Genomic DNA, 13,429 nt, shown 5'->3' with positions numbered 1-13,429 from the left:
GAATTTGGCGCCGGGCGTCGTCGCGCCTCGGTCACGATGCTTCAGCATCGCTCCCTCGTTGCTCCTAGCCCAACACCAAATTCGGCTCCGTCACGACCGCGTTCCAATTGAGTTCAGACCCTAGGGCTGCTCGCCCGGCTTCTTCATCCGTCGCTCGTTCAGCGTGTCGACCACCTCCAGCACGGTGGAGATATGGCGATCCCAACCGACCGGCGACCAGCCGAGCATGCGGTCGAACTGCGCCGCGCGCCGTCCCGAATCGGGTCGCGCATATTCGGTAATCATGGCCAGCCAGCCCAGGCCGTCGATCGGATCGAGATACTCGGGAACGTCCTGACCCACCTCGCGCAACGATTCGATATCGCTCGCGATCACCGGCACGCCCGCGGCCAGCGCCTCGGCGACTGGCATGCCATATCCTTCGGCGAATGACGGCAGCAGCGCGGCCCGCGCGCCCGCCAGCAATTGCGCCAGCCGGCGATCGTCGACTTCGGCCTCCTCGATCACATGGCCCTGCAGAACCGTCGATCGCTCCAGGATGTCGATGACGTTCTCGTTCTCCCACCCCCGCCGCCCGATCAGGATCAGACGCGGCGCGGCGTCGCCCAGTTGTTCGACCAGCCGCCGCCAGACGTTCAGCAGCAGCAGATGGTTCTTGCGCGGCTCGATCGTCGCGATGCAGATGAAATAGGGCCGGTCGGACAGCGGCGTGGTGGCAGGTGCGATCGGCGGCTCGTCGCTCCATTCGCACCCCAGATGCGCGACGCGCATGATCCGGCCTTCGCGCGGGGTCAGATGCTCGGCCAGCGCATCCAGCGTCGATTGCGAATTGCCGATGATGCCATCGGCGAAGGCGTCGATCGTGCGGATGCGGCGCGCATGTTCGGCCGCACCGCCCAGCCGCGCGAATTCGGGATGCGTCAGCGGAATGACATCATGGACCAGGTTGATGAACCGCGCGCGCTCGGCCTGCAGGATGCTGCGGACCATCTTGCCGTTTTCCAGATGATGCGGCGACGCCTGGATGTACACGCGCTGGCCCAGCGCCTCCGGCACCGCGCGCGGACGCAGCGCGAACAGATGCCGGATCGCCTGCGCCCTGACCTCCGCCTCGTCCTGCCCGGGATTCTGCCAGCGCGCCTGCGTGAACGCCAGGAACTGACGGACCGCGCCGATCTCCAGCCTTCCATAATAGCCGCCCGCCGGATGCACCGCGGAAAAGCGCAACCGGTCGGGCACGCGCTTCAGCAATTCGAACGCATAGGCGAATTCGACCCGGTCGATACCGGTCGGCGTCGTGAAATACGCACGGCTGAGCAACCGCGACAGATCGAACACGATCGGAAAGCGTGAACGGCCGCTCGGCCTTCCCCTGCCCGGCAACGCGCGGCTGAACAGCATTTGCGCTGGCGCGCTGAACGGCCTCAGCGCCAATGCGCCACCCGCGTGACATTGTCCGCGATCGCCGACGGCGTCGATGTCAGGCGCGGAATGGCGTTGTCGACCAGCATCGCCAGCCCTTCCTCGCTCAGGAATCCGCCGCGCACCAGCGATCGGTCGATGAACACGCGCCGCACCGCCGCCCACAACGCCGGATCGGGCGGCGACGGCGCATCCCAGAACTCCTCCAGCGGACCGCGATGGACCACGCCTTCGACGTCGTAGACCGCATGGCCAAGCACCGCGACCGGGATGCCCAGATTGAGCGCCAGCGTGCCCACCGTGCTGTTCACCATCACCGCCCCCGCCGCCTGCGGCAGCAACGGCGCGATGTCCGCCTCCCCCACATACAGCACACGGTCCGCCACGCCGTAGCGTTTGGCCAGCGACCGCGTGATGCGCCGCCACGGAATCAGTCCCGCATCGAGCGGATGGCGCTTCACCAGCAATCGCATATGCGCGGGCGCGGCCTCGGCAAAGCTCTTGATCATCAACCGTAGCGCCGAGCGCATATCACCGAACGGCGAATGCACCCGAATCTGATAGTCCGAATTCAGCTGCAGCGGCGCGAGGAAGAACGGATGCGCTTCCTTTTCCGCCACCGCCCGCGCGACCTCCACCGCCGACAGCCGCCGCTCCAATCCGCGCGTGCTCCAGCGCAGCAACCACCCCACCGCCTCGACGAACGGGCTGAGCGGACGATGCGTTTTGTAGAACGGATACAACGGCTTGTAGAGTGCGGTCGCCCACAGATGCCGCACCGTTTCATAGGCGCGGCGGCGGAAGCTGGACGGGACCGGCGCGCTATCCGGGACGGGCGGCAGCCGCGCCGCCTCGGCGCGATACCATGCCGGATCGCGCGGCATCCGCGAATGGCCGTTCACCCCGCCTTCCTCCAGCGTTACGTAATCGGGCCGGATATACCCTTCCTCCAGCACGTGGACGCGGATGCCGCGCAGCTTCGCCATGCCGTGCGCCATGCTGTGATGCGGCCGGCAATCGCCGAACAACACCACGTCGGTCACGCCATGATCGACGATGTAATCGTCGAAGAACACCGGCCAGCTATCCTGCCTGCCGCGATAGCTTACCGCCGGCCCCGGCCAGTCGTGCTGATCGCCGCCCGACAGGTTGATCCGGTGGACATCATGCCCGCGCGCCGCCAGCGCGCCGCCCAGCCGCGCGAAATACGATCCGTGCGGCCCCTGCAGGAACAGGAAGGTGCGATGCGCCTCCAGCATCATGCGCGGCGTCGCCCCAATGCCATCGTGTGACCCAGCGCGCGGCGAAACCCGCTCAACAACGTCATCGGCGCGGCCGCGCCGTTCGCCAGCCGCTCGACCAAAACTTCGGGCGGACACGGCAGTTCGGTCACCGGATCGCGGTATCGCGGTGCCAGGATCAACGCGCCAGCCGTCAGCGCATCGATCGACAACGCCCGGCCGCGCCGCGCCGGCGCCGGGACCAGGTCGCGCGTCAGCCCCCATCCGGCATAGAATGGCGTCCCGTGCACGACCACCGGGACGCCGCGCAGCAACGCCTCGAACCCGGTGAGCGACGACAATACGTGAACGGCGTCCGCGCGTTCGATCAACGACAGCAGCGATCCCCCGGTCGCGACTTGATCGACCGACGATAGGCCTTCGGACGCCCCGCGCCGCAGCCCCGCGACGACGTCCGGGTGCGGACGATAGACGATGTGCGCGTCGGGCTCCTCGGCCCGCACGCGCCGCAGAAACGTGTCCATCCCTCCCGCCCCGCCGCCGTACAGCACCGACAGGTCGTCCGCCACCTGTCCGATCGCGACCACGATGCGCCGCCCGGCCGGTAACGCCGCCGCCGGACCGCGATCGACGCCGTACTTGCCGATCCGCGCCGCCACGATCCGCTCTCGCAGGCGCGCCGCACGCACCAGCAGCGCCGCGTCGAAATCGTGCGTCGCCAGGATGTTTTCGATCAGGCTGGGCGCGGCGGGATCGAAATACGCGCCACCGGTTGCGTCGACGATCACCGACATCGGCGGATGGCATTCCGCGCCCAGCCCGGCGGATCGCACGAAGCCGTCCTCGACCTGCCACGTTGCGACCCGCGCGGCGCTGGCGTTCGCGTGAAAATCGCTCCCGACGCGCGACGGCCAATAGACGACTGCCCCTCCGCTCGCGCCCGCACGCGCGATCGCATCGTCGGCGTCCAGGAACAATGGGCTCGCCGCGCCGTCCCACAGGAATTGCGCCATCGCCGGCCGCTTCCACGCCGCGATGCCGACCGCCGCCGCGATGCCGCGATTGGCGTCGATCATCCGCCGCCAGTCAGCCAGGATTGCCACCGCGGACAGCGGATCGATCGTCGCGCCGGTGAAAGGATTGCGGTAGCTGGCCGCCTCGACCGCCGCCACGATACGATCGCGCATCGCTTCAGCGGGGGCCGCGGGGCAATTGCGCCAGAACGCGCCGCCGACCCGCGCGGCCGCGATCGCCGCCAGCAACGTGTCCGGATCTGCGACCCGCGACCGGCCCGGCGTCGACACCGCGGCGGTCGCGGCGTCGACCCACGGAAACGGCGGCGAACGAAGGAACGGCGGGTCGGCGGTCATCGCGTCGGGGCGGCGGCGGTCAGGGGTCAGACCGCGTGTTCGCGCACGCCCGCCGCGATCAGCCAGCCGATCGCAAAGGTCACCAGCAACCCGAAGAACACCGTCAACGTGATCAGCGCGCGCTTCGGATAGGTCGACTTGACCGGGCGGTTCGCATCCACGACGCGCACCACGTACAATTGCTGGCGCACCGCCTGCTGCCTGGCCTGCTCGAACGACGTGCTGGCGGCCTCATATTGCTTGGCCAGCAGTTCCTGCTCCACTTTCAGCTGTTCGAACGCGCCCAACCCGGCGGCGATGGCGTTGCCGCCGCCCGCCAGCCGCGCGTTCTGCGACCCCAGCTGCGATTCAAGGCTGCGGACCTGCCGACGCAGCGCCTGCACCTGCGGGCTGCTTTCGCCCAGGAAGCTGGAGGTCGTCGCCAGCTGCGCGCGCGCTGCGGACAGTTCCTGCGTCAGCCGCGACACCACGCCGATCTGCGCCTGCGCGGTTCCGGCCGGATCGACGTCGCGCCCGGACTGACGAAATTGCGTCATGCGCGACTGGACGCTGGCGATCTTGCGCTCTGCTTCATCCAACTGCCGCCGCGACAGCGCGACCGCATCGGCGAAACCGCGCAGGTTCATCTCGTTCACCCGTTGCTCGCCCAGCGCCAACAAGGTGCCGGCCAGCTTGTACGCGTCGTCACGACGAAACGCCCGCGCGGTCAGCGTGGTGATGCCCGTTTCGCTGTCGAAATCGACCACCACCTGCTTGCGATAATATTTCAGCAGCGCTTCCGGTGTCGGGTCCGCCTCCGTCAGGCGGCTGAGCAGATCGGCTTCGGGACGCCGGAAAATCGCGACCAGATCCATCCGCTTGCGCAACGCCGCCACCGCATCGTGCGATGTCAGATAATCGGAAACGCTCATCGCCTCGCCCTGCGAGCCGCTTGCCGCCCCGGCAAAGCCCAGCGCCGCACCGATGCCGCCCGCCGCCGACCCCTTGTCCCCGCCCTGAGACCGGACAAGATAATGCGCCTCGGATTCAAACTGGTCCGACGCCATCGCGTAGAGATAACCGGCCACGATCAATGTCGGCAGGAGAACGACCAACGCGAACCATTTGTACCGCTTCCACAGTCCGCGAACCCGAACCGCTGCGCTCGGCCGAGCCTCTTCGCGAATCTCGGCGGGCGTCATGAAACCGTGCACTCGTATTCCCCCAGATGCGCGACCGCCCTTGTCGCGCTGCCGCAAATCGCGGTCAGTTCAGCTCGATACGCTTACGCACCACGGAAATCAAAAGCAGTCCGATCAACGTCGATGCCATCAGCCATATCCCCAGATACATCGGATCGATAAAGTCGGGGTTCGCCGCATCGAACCATCCGTAACGCAGCAGTTCGAAGATATGCGATAGCGGCACCCAGTAGAACACCTTGCGGACTTCGCTGGGGAGTTCGGACAGGACGAAGAAGGCACCCGACAACGGCATCATGATATAGGTGATCGGATGGATCAGCCGTCCGATCGAGCGGTTCTCGTGGGTGATCGAGCACACGATCATCGACAGCGCGAAACACTGCCAGAACATCAGGAACACGCCGAGCAGATACCACAAGGGGCGCTCCGGCAAGCCGGCGAGGCCGAACGCGATCGCCAGACTGATCAGGATCACGAACGAGACGAAGGTGCCGGCAACCTCCAGCAAGGCGCGCGATATCAGGATGTCGAAAACCGAGATCGTGCGGTGGTAGAACAACGACGCACTACCCTCCAACGCGCCTTCGGCGCGGTTGATGATACCGCGGAACGTCATGAAATTGCAGTATCCGACCAACGCCAGCGGCACCGGCTTGATGTCGCTGCCGAAATGCGCCGGCCCGCGCTGGTGCATCAGGCCGATCATCGCCGCCAGCAGCAACGGCTCCAGGATCAGCCAGAGGTAGCCGATGTTCTCGCGGCCGTACCGCATGTGCAGTTCGCGCAGCATCAACGCGCCGGTCACGCGGAACTGAACCGGCAACCCGCGACGAAACCGCGTGTCGCGCTCCATCGCACCGTCGCTAACGCTCGCCATCCCTGTCCCCGACTCCCGATCGCTCCGCCGCTACCGCAAACCTCTGCCAAGGTCGATAGAGCGATCGCTCGTTATCGCGGTGGCGAAGCGAGCACTTGCGCATAGACGGCGTGAAGCCGCCGGCGATGTTCGTCGAGCGAGAACCGCGCCGCCTGCGCGCGCCCGGCGTCGGACAGCCGCAGACGCAGCGTCGCGTCGCCATCGATCCGGCGGATCGCCGCCGCCAGCGCCGCGACGTCGTAGGGATCGACCGACAACGCCGCCGTCCCCGCAACCTCGGGCAGCGAACCCATGATGCTCGTCACCACAGGCGTGCCGAGCGTCATCGCCTCCAGCACCGGCAAACCGAATCCTTCGTACAGCGACGGGAACAGCACCGCGCGCGCATTCGTCACCAGGTTCATCAGCAATCGGCGCGGCAGATAATCGAGCTGGATGATCCGCTTGCTCGCCGCACCGCCGCCGCGCGCGACCGAGTCGACCAGCCGCATTTCCTCGTCCTTCTGCCACGCGCGCGCGCCGACGATCACCAGCGGCGTATCGCTGCTTGTCGACAGATACGCCTCGACCATGCGGGCGATGTTCTTCTTGGGCTCGATCGCGCCGAAATAGAGGAAGTACGCCCCCGGCCGCACGCCGAAGATCGCCGCCACGTCGGCCACGTCCTGCCCGCCCAGCACGTCGGGCGGCATGGCGGCGTGCTGGTAAGTGTTGGTGATGCGGTCCTCGGCGCATCCCAGCATCGTGATCACGTCGCGGCGGCTCGACTCGGACACCGTCACGATGTGATCGCCGTCCGTCACGCAGCGTTCGACCAGCCGGTGGTACAGTCGCTTGCGATCCAGCGTCGCGAACGGCAGCTTCAGCGGCACCAGGTCGTGCAGCGTGTAGATGTTGCGCGCGCCGTCGATCCGCAGCGGCACCGGATAGGTCCAGTGCATGATCTCGGGCGGGTCGGGAATGCGAAGGGTGAGGAAGCGGCGTGTCCGCTTGAAATACGCATCGGCGCGCTCGAACAGGAACGCCGCACTGCGCAGGCGGTCGAACGCCGGCAGGCGGTCGCCGAAGCTGCGGCGCTCGACCTGCCCGCGCGCATCGATATCCAGCACCGGAAGCCCGCGCGCCACCGCCCAGCGATCGAACGCGGGTCGCAGCCAGCGTGGGCTTTGACGGTTCGGCAGGCCGCGCCCCATCGCTTCGTAGAACAATATCTCGCGCAGCCGCGGATCGCGCCCGACCGGCACGCCGAACAGCCCCTCGACCCGCATCCCCAGCGAGCGCGCCGCCTCGGCCAGCGAAAAGCCGTAGGTCGCGACCCCAGTGCCGTGGGTCAGCGCAAGATTGAAGCCGTCGATCCCGACGGCGGGCGCGGACGCGCGATCATCCCCCATCGCGCCGACGCTTACCCGGACATCCTCGAATCGCCAGCAAATTCGTCGTACAGCGCCGCCAGCCGCACGCCGAACGCCGCCGCGGTGAAGGCGACAGCGCGCTCGAGTCCGCGCGCCTTCAGCGCCGCACACAAATCGTCGCTCTGGTCGAGCCGCGCGATCGCGGCGGCGATCTGCGCGACATCGGCCGGGTCGACGGTCAGCGCGGCCCCGCCCGTCACCTCCAGCGGCGCGCCACGATCCGACGTGATCACCGGCGTCCCCAGCGTCATCGCCTCCGCGATCGGCAGGCCGAACCCCTCCTCCAGCGTCGCGAACACCAGCGCCCGCGCGCCCGCGATCAGATCGATCAGCACGCCGCGCGGCTGATACGGCAGCGCGACCAGACCGGCGCGCGGCGCGATCGACGCGGCATCCGGCCCGACCACGACCAGCGGCCGGCCCGATCCGCTCGCCGCCCACCCGGCGATGATACGGTCGAGATTCTTGCGCGGCTCGGTCAGCCCGCAGAACAGGAAGTATCCGTCCCGCGCCAGCCCGCCCGGAAGCAGCGCGTCGGCCGGACTCATCCCCGCGACCGCCAAACCACAATCGGTCACCTGCGCGGGATCCAGCGCCAGCGTATCGATGATCGAGCCTCGCGCCCATTGCGACACCGTCACGATCCGGTCGGCCCCCGCCGCGACCGCCGCCAACTGCCGCCGCAACCGCTCGGGATCGATCGGACTGAACCCGGCATCCAGCAACGGGATGACGTCATGAACGGTGTACACATTGCGCCACCCCTCGATCCGCGCCGGGATCGGATAGGTCCAGTGCATCACCCCCGGTGGGCCGGGTGCAGTCAGGCGCAACAACCGCCCGGTCAGCGCAAAGCGCGCCTGCGCCAGCCGGAACACGTCGCGCGCCATCAGCCGCCCACCACGCTCGCTCAGCCGGATCGCCAGCGGCACGCTCCCCCGCACGCCGCGCCATGCGCGCGCCAGCGGCGGCGACGGCGTCCCGAATTGCCCGTGCGTGGCATCGTCCAGGATCAGCGGCGCGCGGCCGATCGCGCTCAGCCCTTCGTGAACGGCGCGGGCATAACTGGCGACCCCCGTCGCCGCGCTCGCATCCAGACGGCCGTCAACGACGATCCGCATCTTTTGCCGCGCTACCTTTTGCTGAACCGGTCGATCCTCTACCACGACGCCGCACGAAGTCCGGAGCCGCGATGATCGTTCTCGAGAATGTTTCCAAGATTTATCACGGCCACAGTGTCGACAACGAGGTGTTGCGCGATGTCAACATCACGATCCGCCGCGGCGACGCGATCGGCATCTGCGGCGCGAACGGCGCGGGCAAATCGACGCTGATGAAACTGCTGGCCGGGGTGGAGCGGCCGTCCACCGGGCGCGTTCGCCGGTCGATGTCGGTATCGTGGCCGATCGGCTACAGCTCCGCTTTCTACCCCGCGCTGACCGGGGCCGACAACGCCCGCTTCATGGCGCGCATCTACGGCGCGAACGAAGAAGAGATGATCGCTTTTGTACAGGATTTCGCACAGCTCGGATCCTATCTTCACGAACCGATCAGGACCTATTCGGCGGGAATGTCGGCGCGGCTGGCGTTCGGCGTATCGCTGGCGATCAAGTTCGATTGCTATCTGGTGGACGAAATCACCGGCGCGGGTGACGAACGTTTTAAGGTGCGCTCGGAAGAAGCGTTGCAGGAACGCCGCGACACCGGGACGCTGGTGATGGTGTCGCACGATCCCAACACCCTGTTCCGTTACTGTGAACGCGGCGCGGTCGTCTATGGCAACACGGTGACGATGTACGACACGATCCAGGAGGCCGCCGACGTCCATCACCGGTTGCAGAGCTTTCCGACCGACGCGACCTGATCCGGTATCTGCGCGCGGGCATTGAACTTGCGCGGCCCAGACGATAACCGCGTCGACAATATGGGGGTCGGCGCGTTGCCGCTGTGTGGGACACGATAGTTATGCGGTACGCCGATGTCGTTCGGATGCGGCCCGGACTGTGGAGCAACGCGTCCCTGCTGGTCGTCGCTGCGCTGCTGACGGGCTGTTCGACGCTGCCCAGCAGCGGGCCGACCGCCGCGCAGATCAACGGCGCGCTGAAGAACAACAACCAGACCGGCTTCACGATCGTCGACATCGACGCGGCATCGGCGCAGCAACTGGCGTTCGCCCCGCCGCCGGTCGGCGGGCTGGCCGCGCTCGACCGGCCCGGCCGGATCGACACGCTCGGCCCTGGCGACGTGCTGGACATCAACGTCTACGAAGTCGGCGTCACCTTGTTCACCGGCCCGAACGATTCGTCGGCGCAGGGCGGGCGGTTCAATCCGTCCGCGCGCAGCACCGCGCTCAGCAACGTGGTGGTCGATTCGGCCGGGGACATCCAATTGCCCTACGTCGGCAAGGTGAACGTGCTGGGAAAGACCACCGCCGAGGTCCAGAATCTGATCGAACGCGGGCTGCGCGGCCTGTCGCAACGTCCGCAGGCGCTGGTGTCGGTGAAGGACAACGCCTTCAACGTCTTCTACGTGTCGGGCGATGTTCGCGCGCCCGGGCGGATGCCGCTGCGCATGCCGCGCGAACGGCTGCTTGACGCGCTCGCGCGCGCGGGCGGCACGGTTAATCAGCCCGACGACATGATCGTGCGGCTGACGCGCGACGGCGTATCGGCGGAAACCCGGCTCAGCGCGGTGGACGCGTCGGGCGCGCAGAACATCCAGCTGCTGCCCGGCGACCGGGTGGAATTGTTCAACCGCCCGCGCACCTTCCTGGTGTTCGGCGCGAGCGAGAAGGTCAGCCAGGTCGCGTTCGGCGCGGACCGGCTGTCGATGGCGGAGGCGCTGGCGCGGATCGGCGGCCCGAGCGACCGGCTGGCCGATCCGTCCGCGGTCTATCTGTTCCGCTACGTGACCCCGACCGCGGACCGCCCGGAAGAGAAGCCGATCATCTACCGGCTCAACATGGTGCGGCCCGACAGTTACTTCCTGTCGCAGCGGATCGGGATGCACGACAAGGACGTGATCTACATTGCGGGCGCGTCGTCGAACGCCCCTGGCAAGCTGGCCGGCATCCTCGGCCAGTTGTTCAGCCCGATCCTGGCGGTGCGCGCCGTGGCGCAGTAACGCCGCTCGATCGCAGAACTGTCCCCGGCTGATCGTCGTATTGCTTCCCGAATTTGGACGAAAAGTACGCTGCTTTTTCGGTCCGAATACTATATCCGGGTTAGTGCTCGTCTTTGGTGATGGCGCATAATCGCCAGCCTTGGGGGCAAAGGGTCGTGGATGTCGCTCTGGATCGGCGGTCGCGTGGATCGCCTGCCCGACGCCTGCGGACTGCGGACGCCGGACGGCGAAAAGGGTGGATCAGGTCGATGAACATGACGCCGGACAGCGTGGTATCGTTCCGCAAGCGCGCGGCGGACAAATCGGTCGGGGCGCGGACGGTCGCGCTGGCGGCCGACGGGCTGCGCGCGCTGGAGGTTAGCTTCAACGAACCCGAATTCGCCGCCGGGTTCGACCGGCTGGTCGACCTGATCGGCGAATCGCGCGGGCGCGTGATCGTCGCCGGCATGGGCAAGAGTGGGATCATCGCGCGAAAGATCACCGCCACGCTGACGTCGACCGGCACGCCCGCCATGTATCTTCATCCGGCGGAGGCCGGACACGGCGATCTCGGCATGATCACCGGAGAGGATGTCGTCCTGATCATCACGCGATCGGGCGAAACCACCGAACTCGCGTCGATTTTTCGCTACTGCAAGCGTTTCGGCATCAGCACGGTCACCGTCACCACCCGCGCCAACAGCACCGCCGCGAAGGCGGCCGATTTCCACATCCGCCTGCCGTCGGTGCGCGAGGCGTGCCCGATCGAACTGACGCCATCGACCTCGACCACCGTGCAACTGGTGTTCGGCGACGCGCTGGCGATCACCTTGATGCACCGCCGCGGCTTTTCGGCCGAGGACTTCTACAAATTCCATCCCAACGGCCGCCTCGGCGCGCGCCTGCTGAAGGTCCGCGACGTCATGGCGCGCGGGGCCGACGTGCCGCGCGTGCGCGGCGACGCGTCGTTGCTTGACGCCACGATCGAGATGACGCGCGCGCGCCTCGGCGGCACCGCGGTGGTCGATGACGATGGGCGGCTGGTCGGCGTGTTCACCGACGGCGACCTCCGCCGCACGGTGACCGGCGAACGCGCCATGTCCGAACCGGTCAGCCAGTTCATGACGCTGACCCCGCTCATCATCAGCCCCGACGACCTGGCGTCAGAGGCCGTCCGCCAGATGCATGAACGCAACGTGCTGCTGCTGTTCGTGCGCGACGGCGACCGGCTGGTCGGCGCGGTCCACATGCACGACGTTCTGCGCGCGGGCGTCGCCTGATCCGCCTTACCGCGCTTCGGCCATGAACCTGCTCGTCGTCATCCCGGCGCGCGGCCCGTCGAAGCGGCTGCCGATGAAGCCGCTGCGGACGATCGCGGGCGTCAGCCTGCTCCACCGCACGATCGCGCTCGCCCGGCGGGCGCTGGCCGACGAACCATCCGCAACGCTGGTGGTCGCGACCGACGACGAACGTATCGCCGCGCACGCCGAACTGGTCGGGTGCGACGCGGTGCTGACCGACCCCGCCATCGCCTCCGGCTCGGGCCGCGCCCTCGCCGCCGCGCACCTCCAGCCGGTATCGCCCGAGATCATCGTCAACCTGCAGGGCGACGCACCGTTCCAGCCCGAAGGCGCGCTCGCCGCGATCGTCGCCGCGTTGCGCATGGGCAACGCCGATGTCGCGACCCCCGTGGTCCGGCTCGACTGGGCCGCGCTCGACGCGTTGCGCGCCCACAAGCAGGCCGCGCCGTTCAGCGGCACCACCTGCGTGCGGCATCCCGACGGCCGCGCGATGTGGTTCTCGAAGACGATCCTGCCCGCGATGCGCGACGAAGCCGCCCTCCGCGCCACGGGAGACCCCTCCCCCGTCTGGCGGCACGTCGGCCTCTACGCCTATCGCTTGGCCGCCTTGGAGGCGTTCGAGGCGCACCCGCCGACCGCGCTCGAATCGCTCGAGGGTCTGGAACAACTGCGCCTGCTCGAACTCGGCCAGATGATCGCCACGGTCGAGGTCGCCCCCGCCCGCTTCGACATATCGGGCATCGATACCGAGGAGGACATCATCCGCGCCGAGGCGCTGATCGCCAAACACGGCGACCCGTTGACCTGATGCGCGCCTTCATCGTCCGCCACGGCAACACTTTCGCACCGCACGAAGAACCCCGCCGCATCGGCGCACGCACCGATCTGCCCCTGGTCGACAGCGGCCGCGCCCAGGCCGAAGCGCTCGCCGCTCATTTCGCCGCCCGCGGCGTCCGCTTCGCCCGCTGCCTGTGCTCCCCCCTCCTCCGCACCCGCCAGACCGCCGCGATCGTCGCGCCCGATTGCACGATCGAGCCAACCGGCTGGCTCCGCGAAATCGACCACGGCCCCGACGAAAACCGCACCGAAGCCCAAGTCATCGCCCGCATCGGCGCACCCGCGTTGCGGGCATGGGAAGAGAACGCCGAACCGCCCCCCGGCTGGACTGTGGACGCCGAAGCGCGGCTGGAGGCATGGCGCACTTGGCTGACCACCCCACCCCCCGGCGACACGCTGCTGGTCACCAGCAACGGCGCCGCCCGCTACGCGCGCTTGGTGCTGGACCTGCCGCCCGCGAAGTTGCGAACCGGGGCTTTCGGAGAGGTGTCATGGGAGGGCGGCAAGGCGGAAATCAATCGCTGGGATGTACGGCCAAACTGATGGTCCACGCTATGCGTCGCATAATCCTCCCCCGCCAGGGAGTGTCGGGTTGGATTGCCCCCGGCAATCCAAGCCCGTGCTGGGAGCACGGGCGCCCCAACACTGTGGTGCGCGGAGCGTGACGGAGGGGGAGGAAAGCA

The 13,429-nt window shown here is 67.8% G+C and carries 12 protein-coding genes; 5 read left to right on the top strand and 7 right to left on the bottom strand.

The features are described from left to right. Positions 1-120 precede the first annotated feature (120 nt). The 7 genes from M0208_RS18460 to M0208_RS18430 form a co-directional block, all read right to left on the bottom strand. Positions 121-1,434: a glycosyltransferase family 4 protein gene (locus M0208_RS18460; RefSeq protein WP_408988123.1), complete on the bottom strand. Its 1,314-nt coding sequence runs from the start codon at positions 1,432-1,434 to the stop codon at positions 121-123. Further along, complete coding sequence (locus M0208_RS18455; RefSeq protein ID WP_258893125.1) at positions 1,425-2,684, bottom strand: capsule biosynthesis protein; 1,260 nt, start codon at positions 2,682-2,684, stop codon at positions 1,425-1,427. Before M0208_RS18455 ends, M0208_RS18460 begins: the two co-directional genes overlap by 10 nt. After that, positions 2,681-4,033 (bottom strand): beta-3-deoxy-D-manno-oct-2-ulosonic acid transferase, encoded by a 1,353-nt coding sequence (locus tag M0208_RS18450; protein WP_258893124.1) that lies wholly within the window; start codon positions 4,031-4,033, stop codon positions 2,681-2,683. The genes M0208_RS18455 and M0208_RS18450 overlap by 4 nt, the downstream gene beginning before the upstream one ends. A 26-nt stretch (positions 4,034-4,059) precedes the next feature. Next, entirely contained in the window at positions 4,060-5,226 is a 1,167-nt protein-coding gene (locus M0208_RS18445) for a lipopolysaccharide biosynthesis protein (protein ID WP_258893123.1), read from the bottom strand. Positions 5,227-5,278: 52 nt separating this feature from the next. After that, positions 5,279-6,094 carry an ABC transporter permease gene (locus M0208_RS18440; protein WP_258893122.1) on the bottom strand — a complete coding sequence of 272 codons (816 nt, stop codon included), beginning with the start codon at positions 6,092-6,094 and terminating at the stop codon, positions 5,279-5,281. A 71-nt stretch (positions 6,095-6,165) separates the two neighbouring features. After that, positions 6,166-7,485 carry a glycosyltransferase family 1 protein gene (locus M0208_RS18435; protein ID WP_258893121.1) on the bottom strand — a complete coding sequence of 440 codons (1,320 nt, stop codon included), beginning with the start codon at positions 7,483-7,485 and terminating at the stop codon, positions 6,166-6,168. 11 nt (positions 7,486-7,496) lie between these two features. Beyond that, complete coding sequence (locus tag M0208_RS18430) at positions 7,497-8,627, bottom strand: glycosyltransferase family 1 protein (protein WP_258893120.1); 1,131 nt, start codon at positions 8,625-8,627, stop codon at positions 7,497-7,499. 71 nt (positions 8,628-8,698) lie between these two features. On the opposite strand from M0208_RS18430, the gene M0208_RS18425 reads away from it, so the two are divergent. From M0208_RS18425 to M0208_RS18405, 5 genes are all read left to right on the top strand, one after another. Then, the gene (locus M0208_RS18425) at positions 8,699-9,370 is read left to right on the top strand and encodes an ABC transporter ATP-binding protein (protein ID WP_258893119.1); all 672 of its coding nucleotides are present in this window, start codon (positions 8,699-8,701) and stop codon (positions 9,368-9,370) included. A 101-nt stretch (positions 9,371-9,471) separates the two neighbouring features. Further along, positions 9,472-10,629, top strand: a complete 1,158-nt coding sequence (locus M0208_RS18420; RefSeq protein WP_258893118.1) for a polysaccharide biosynthesis/export family protein — start codon at positions 9,472-9,474, stop codon at positions 10,627-10,629. 254 nt (positions 10,630-10,883) lie between these two features. Next, entirely contained in the window at positions 10,884-11,888 is a 1,005-nt protein-coding gene (locus M0208_RS18415; protein ID WP_309547040.1) for a KpsF/GutQ family sugar-phosphate isomerase, read from the top strand. A gap of 22 nt (positions 11,889-11,910) precedes the next feature. Continuing rightward, the gene (locus M0208_RS18410; protein ID WP_258893116.1) at positions 11,911-12,717 is read left to right on the top strand and encodes a 3-deoxy-manno-octulosonate cytidylyltransferase; all 807 of its coding nucleotides are present in this window, start codon (positions 11,911-11,913) and stop codon (positions 12,715-12,717) included. Next, positions 12,717-13,289, top strand: coding sequence for a histidine phosphatase family protein (locus M0208_RS18405; protein WP_408988122.1), 573 nt, complete (start codon positions 12,717-12,719; stop codon positions 13,287-13,289). The genes M0208_RS18410 and M0208_RS18405 overlap by 1 nt, the downstream gene beginning before the upstream one ends. Positions 13,290-13,429 lie beyond the last annotated feature (140 nt).

The organism is Sphingomonas sp. SUN019 (assembly GCF_024758705.1).
Taxonomy (GTDB): domain Bacteria; phylum Pseudomonadota; class Alphaproteobacteria; order Sphingomonadales; family Sphingomonadaceae; genus Sphingomonas.
This window is presented reverse-complemented; position numbering and strand designations above follow the sequence as displayed.

Coding starts and splice junctions, on each gene's coding strand:
- M0208_RS18455 (WP_258893125.1), bottom strand. CDS start 2,684: ATGATGCTGGAGGCGCATCGCACCTTCCTGTTCCTGCAGGGGCCGCAC.
- M0208_RS18450 (WP_258893124.1), bottom strand. CDS start 4,033: ATGACCGCCGACCCGCCGTTCCTTCGTTCGCCGCCGTTTCCGTGGGTC.
- M0208_RS18440 (WP_258893122.1), bottom strand. CDS start 6,094: ATGGCGAGCGTTAGCGACGGTGCGATGGAGCGCGACACGCGGTTTCGT.
- M0208_RS18435 (WP_258893121.1), bottom strand. CDS start 7,485: ATGGGGGATGATCGCGCGTCCGCGCCCGCCGTCGGGATCGACGGCTTC.
- M0208_RS18430 (WP_258893120.1), bottom strand. CDS start 8,627: ATGCGGATCGTCGTTGACGGCCGTCTGGATGCGAGCGCGGCGACGGGG.
- M0208_RS18425 (WP_258893119.1), top strand. CDS start 8,699: ATGATCGTTCTCGAGAATGTTTCCAAGATTTATCACGGCCACAGTGTC.
- M0208_RS18420 (WP_258893118.1), top strand. CDS start 9,472: ATGCGGTACGCCGATGTCGTTCGGATGCGGCCCGGACTGTGGAGCAAC.
- M0208_RS18415 (WP_309547040.1), top strand. CDS start 10,884: ATGACGCCGGACAGCGTGGTATCGTTCCGCAAGCGCGCGGCGGACAAA.
- M0208_RS18410 (WP_258893116.1), top strand. CDS start 11,911: ATGAACCTGCTCGTCGTCATCCCGGCGCGCGGCCCGTCGAAGCGGCTG.
- M0208_RS18405 (WP_408988122.1), top strand. CDS start 12,717: ATGCGCGCCTTCATCGTCCGCCACGGCAACACTTTCGCACCGCACGAA.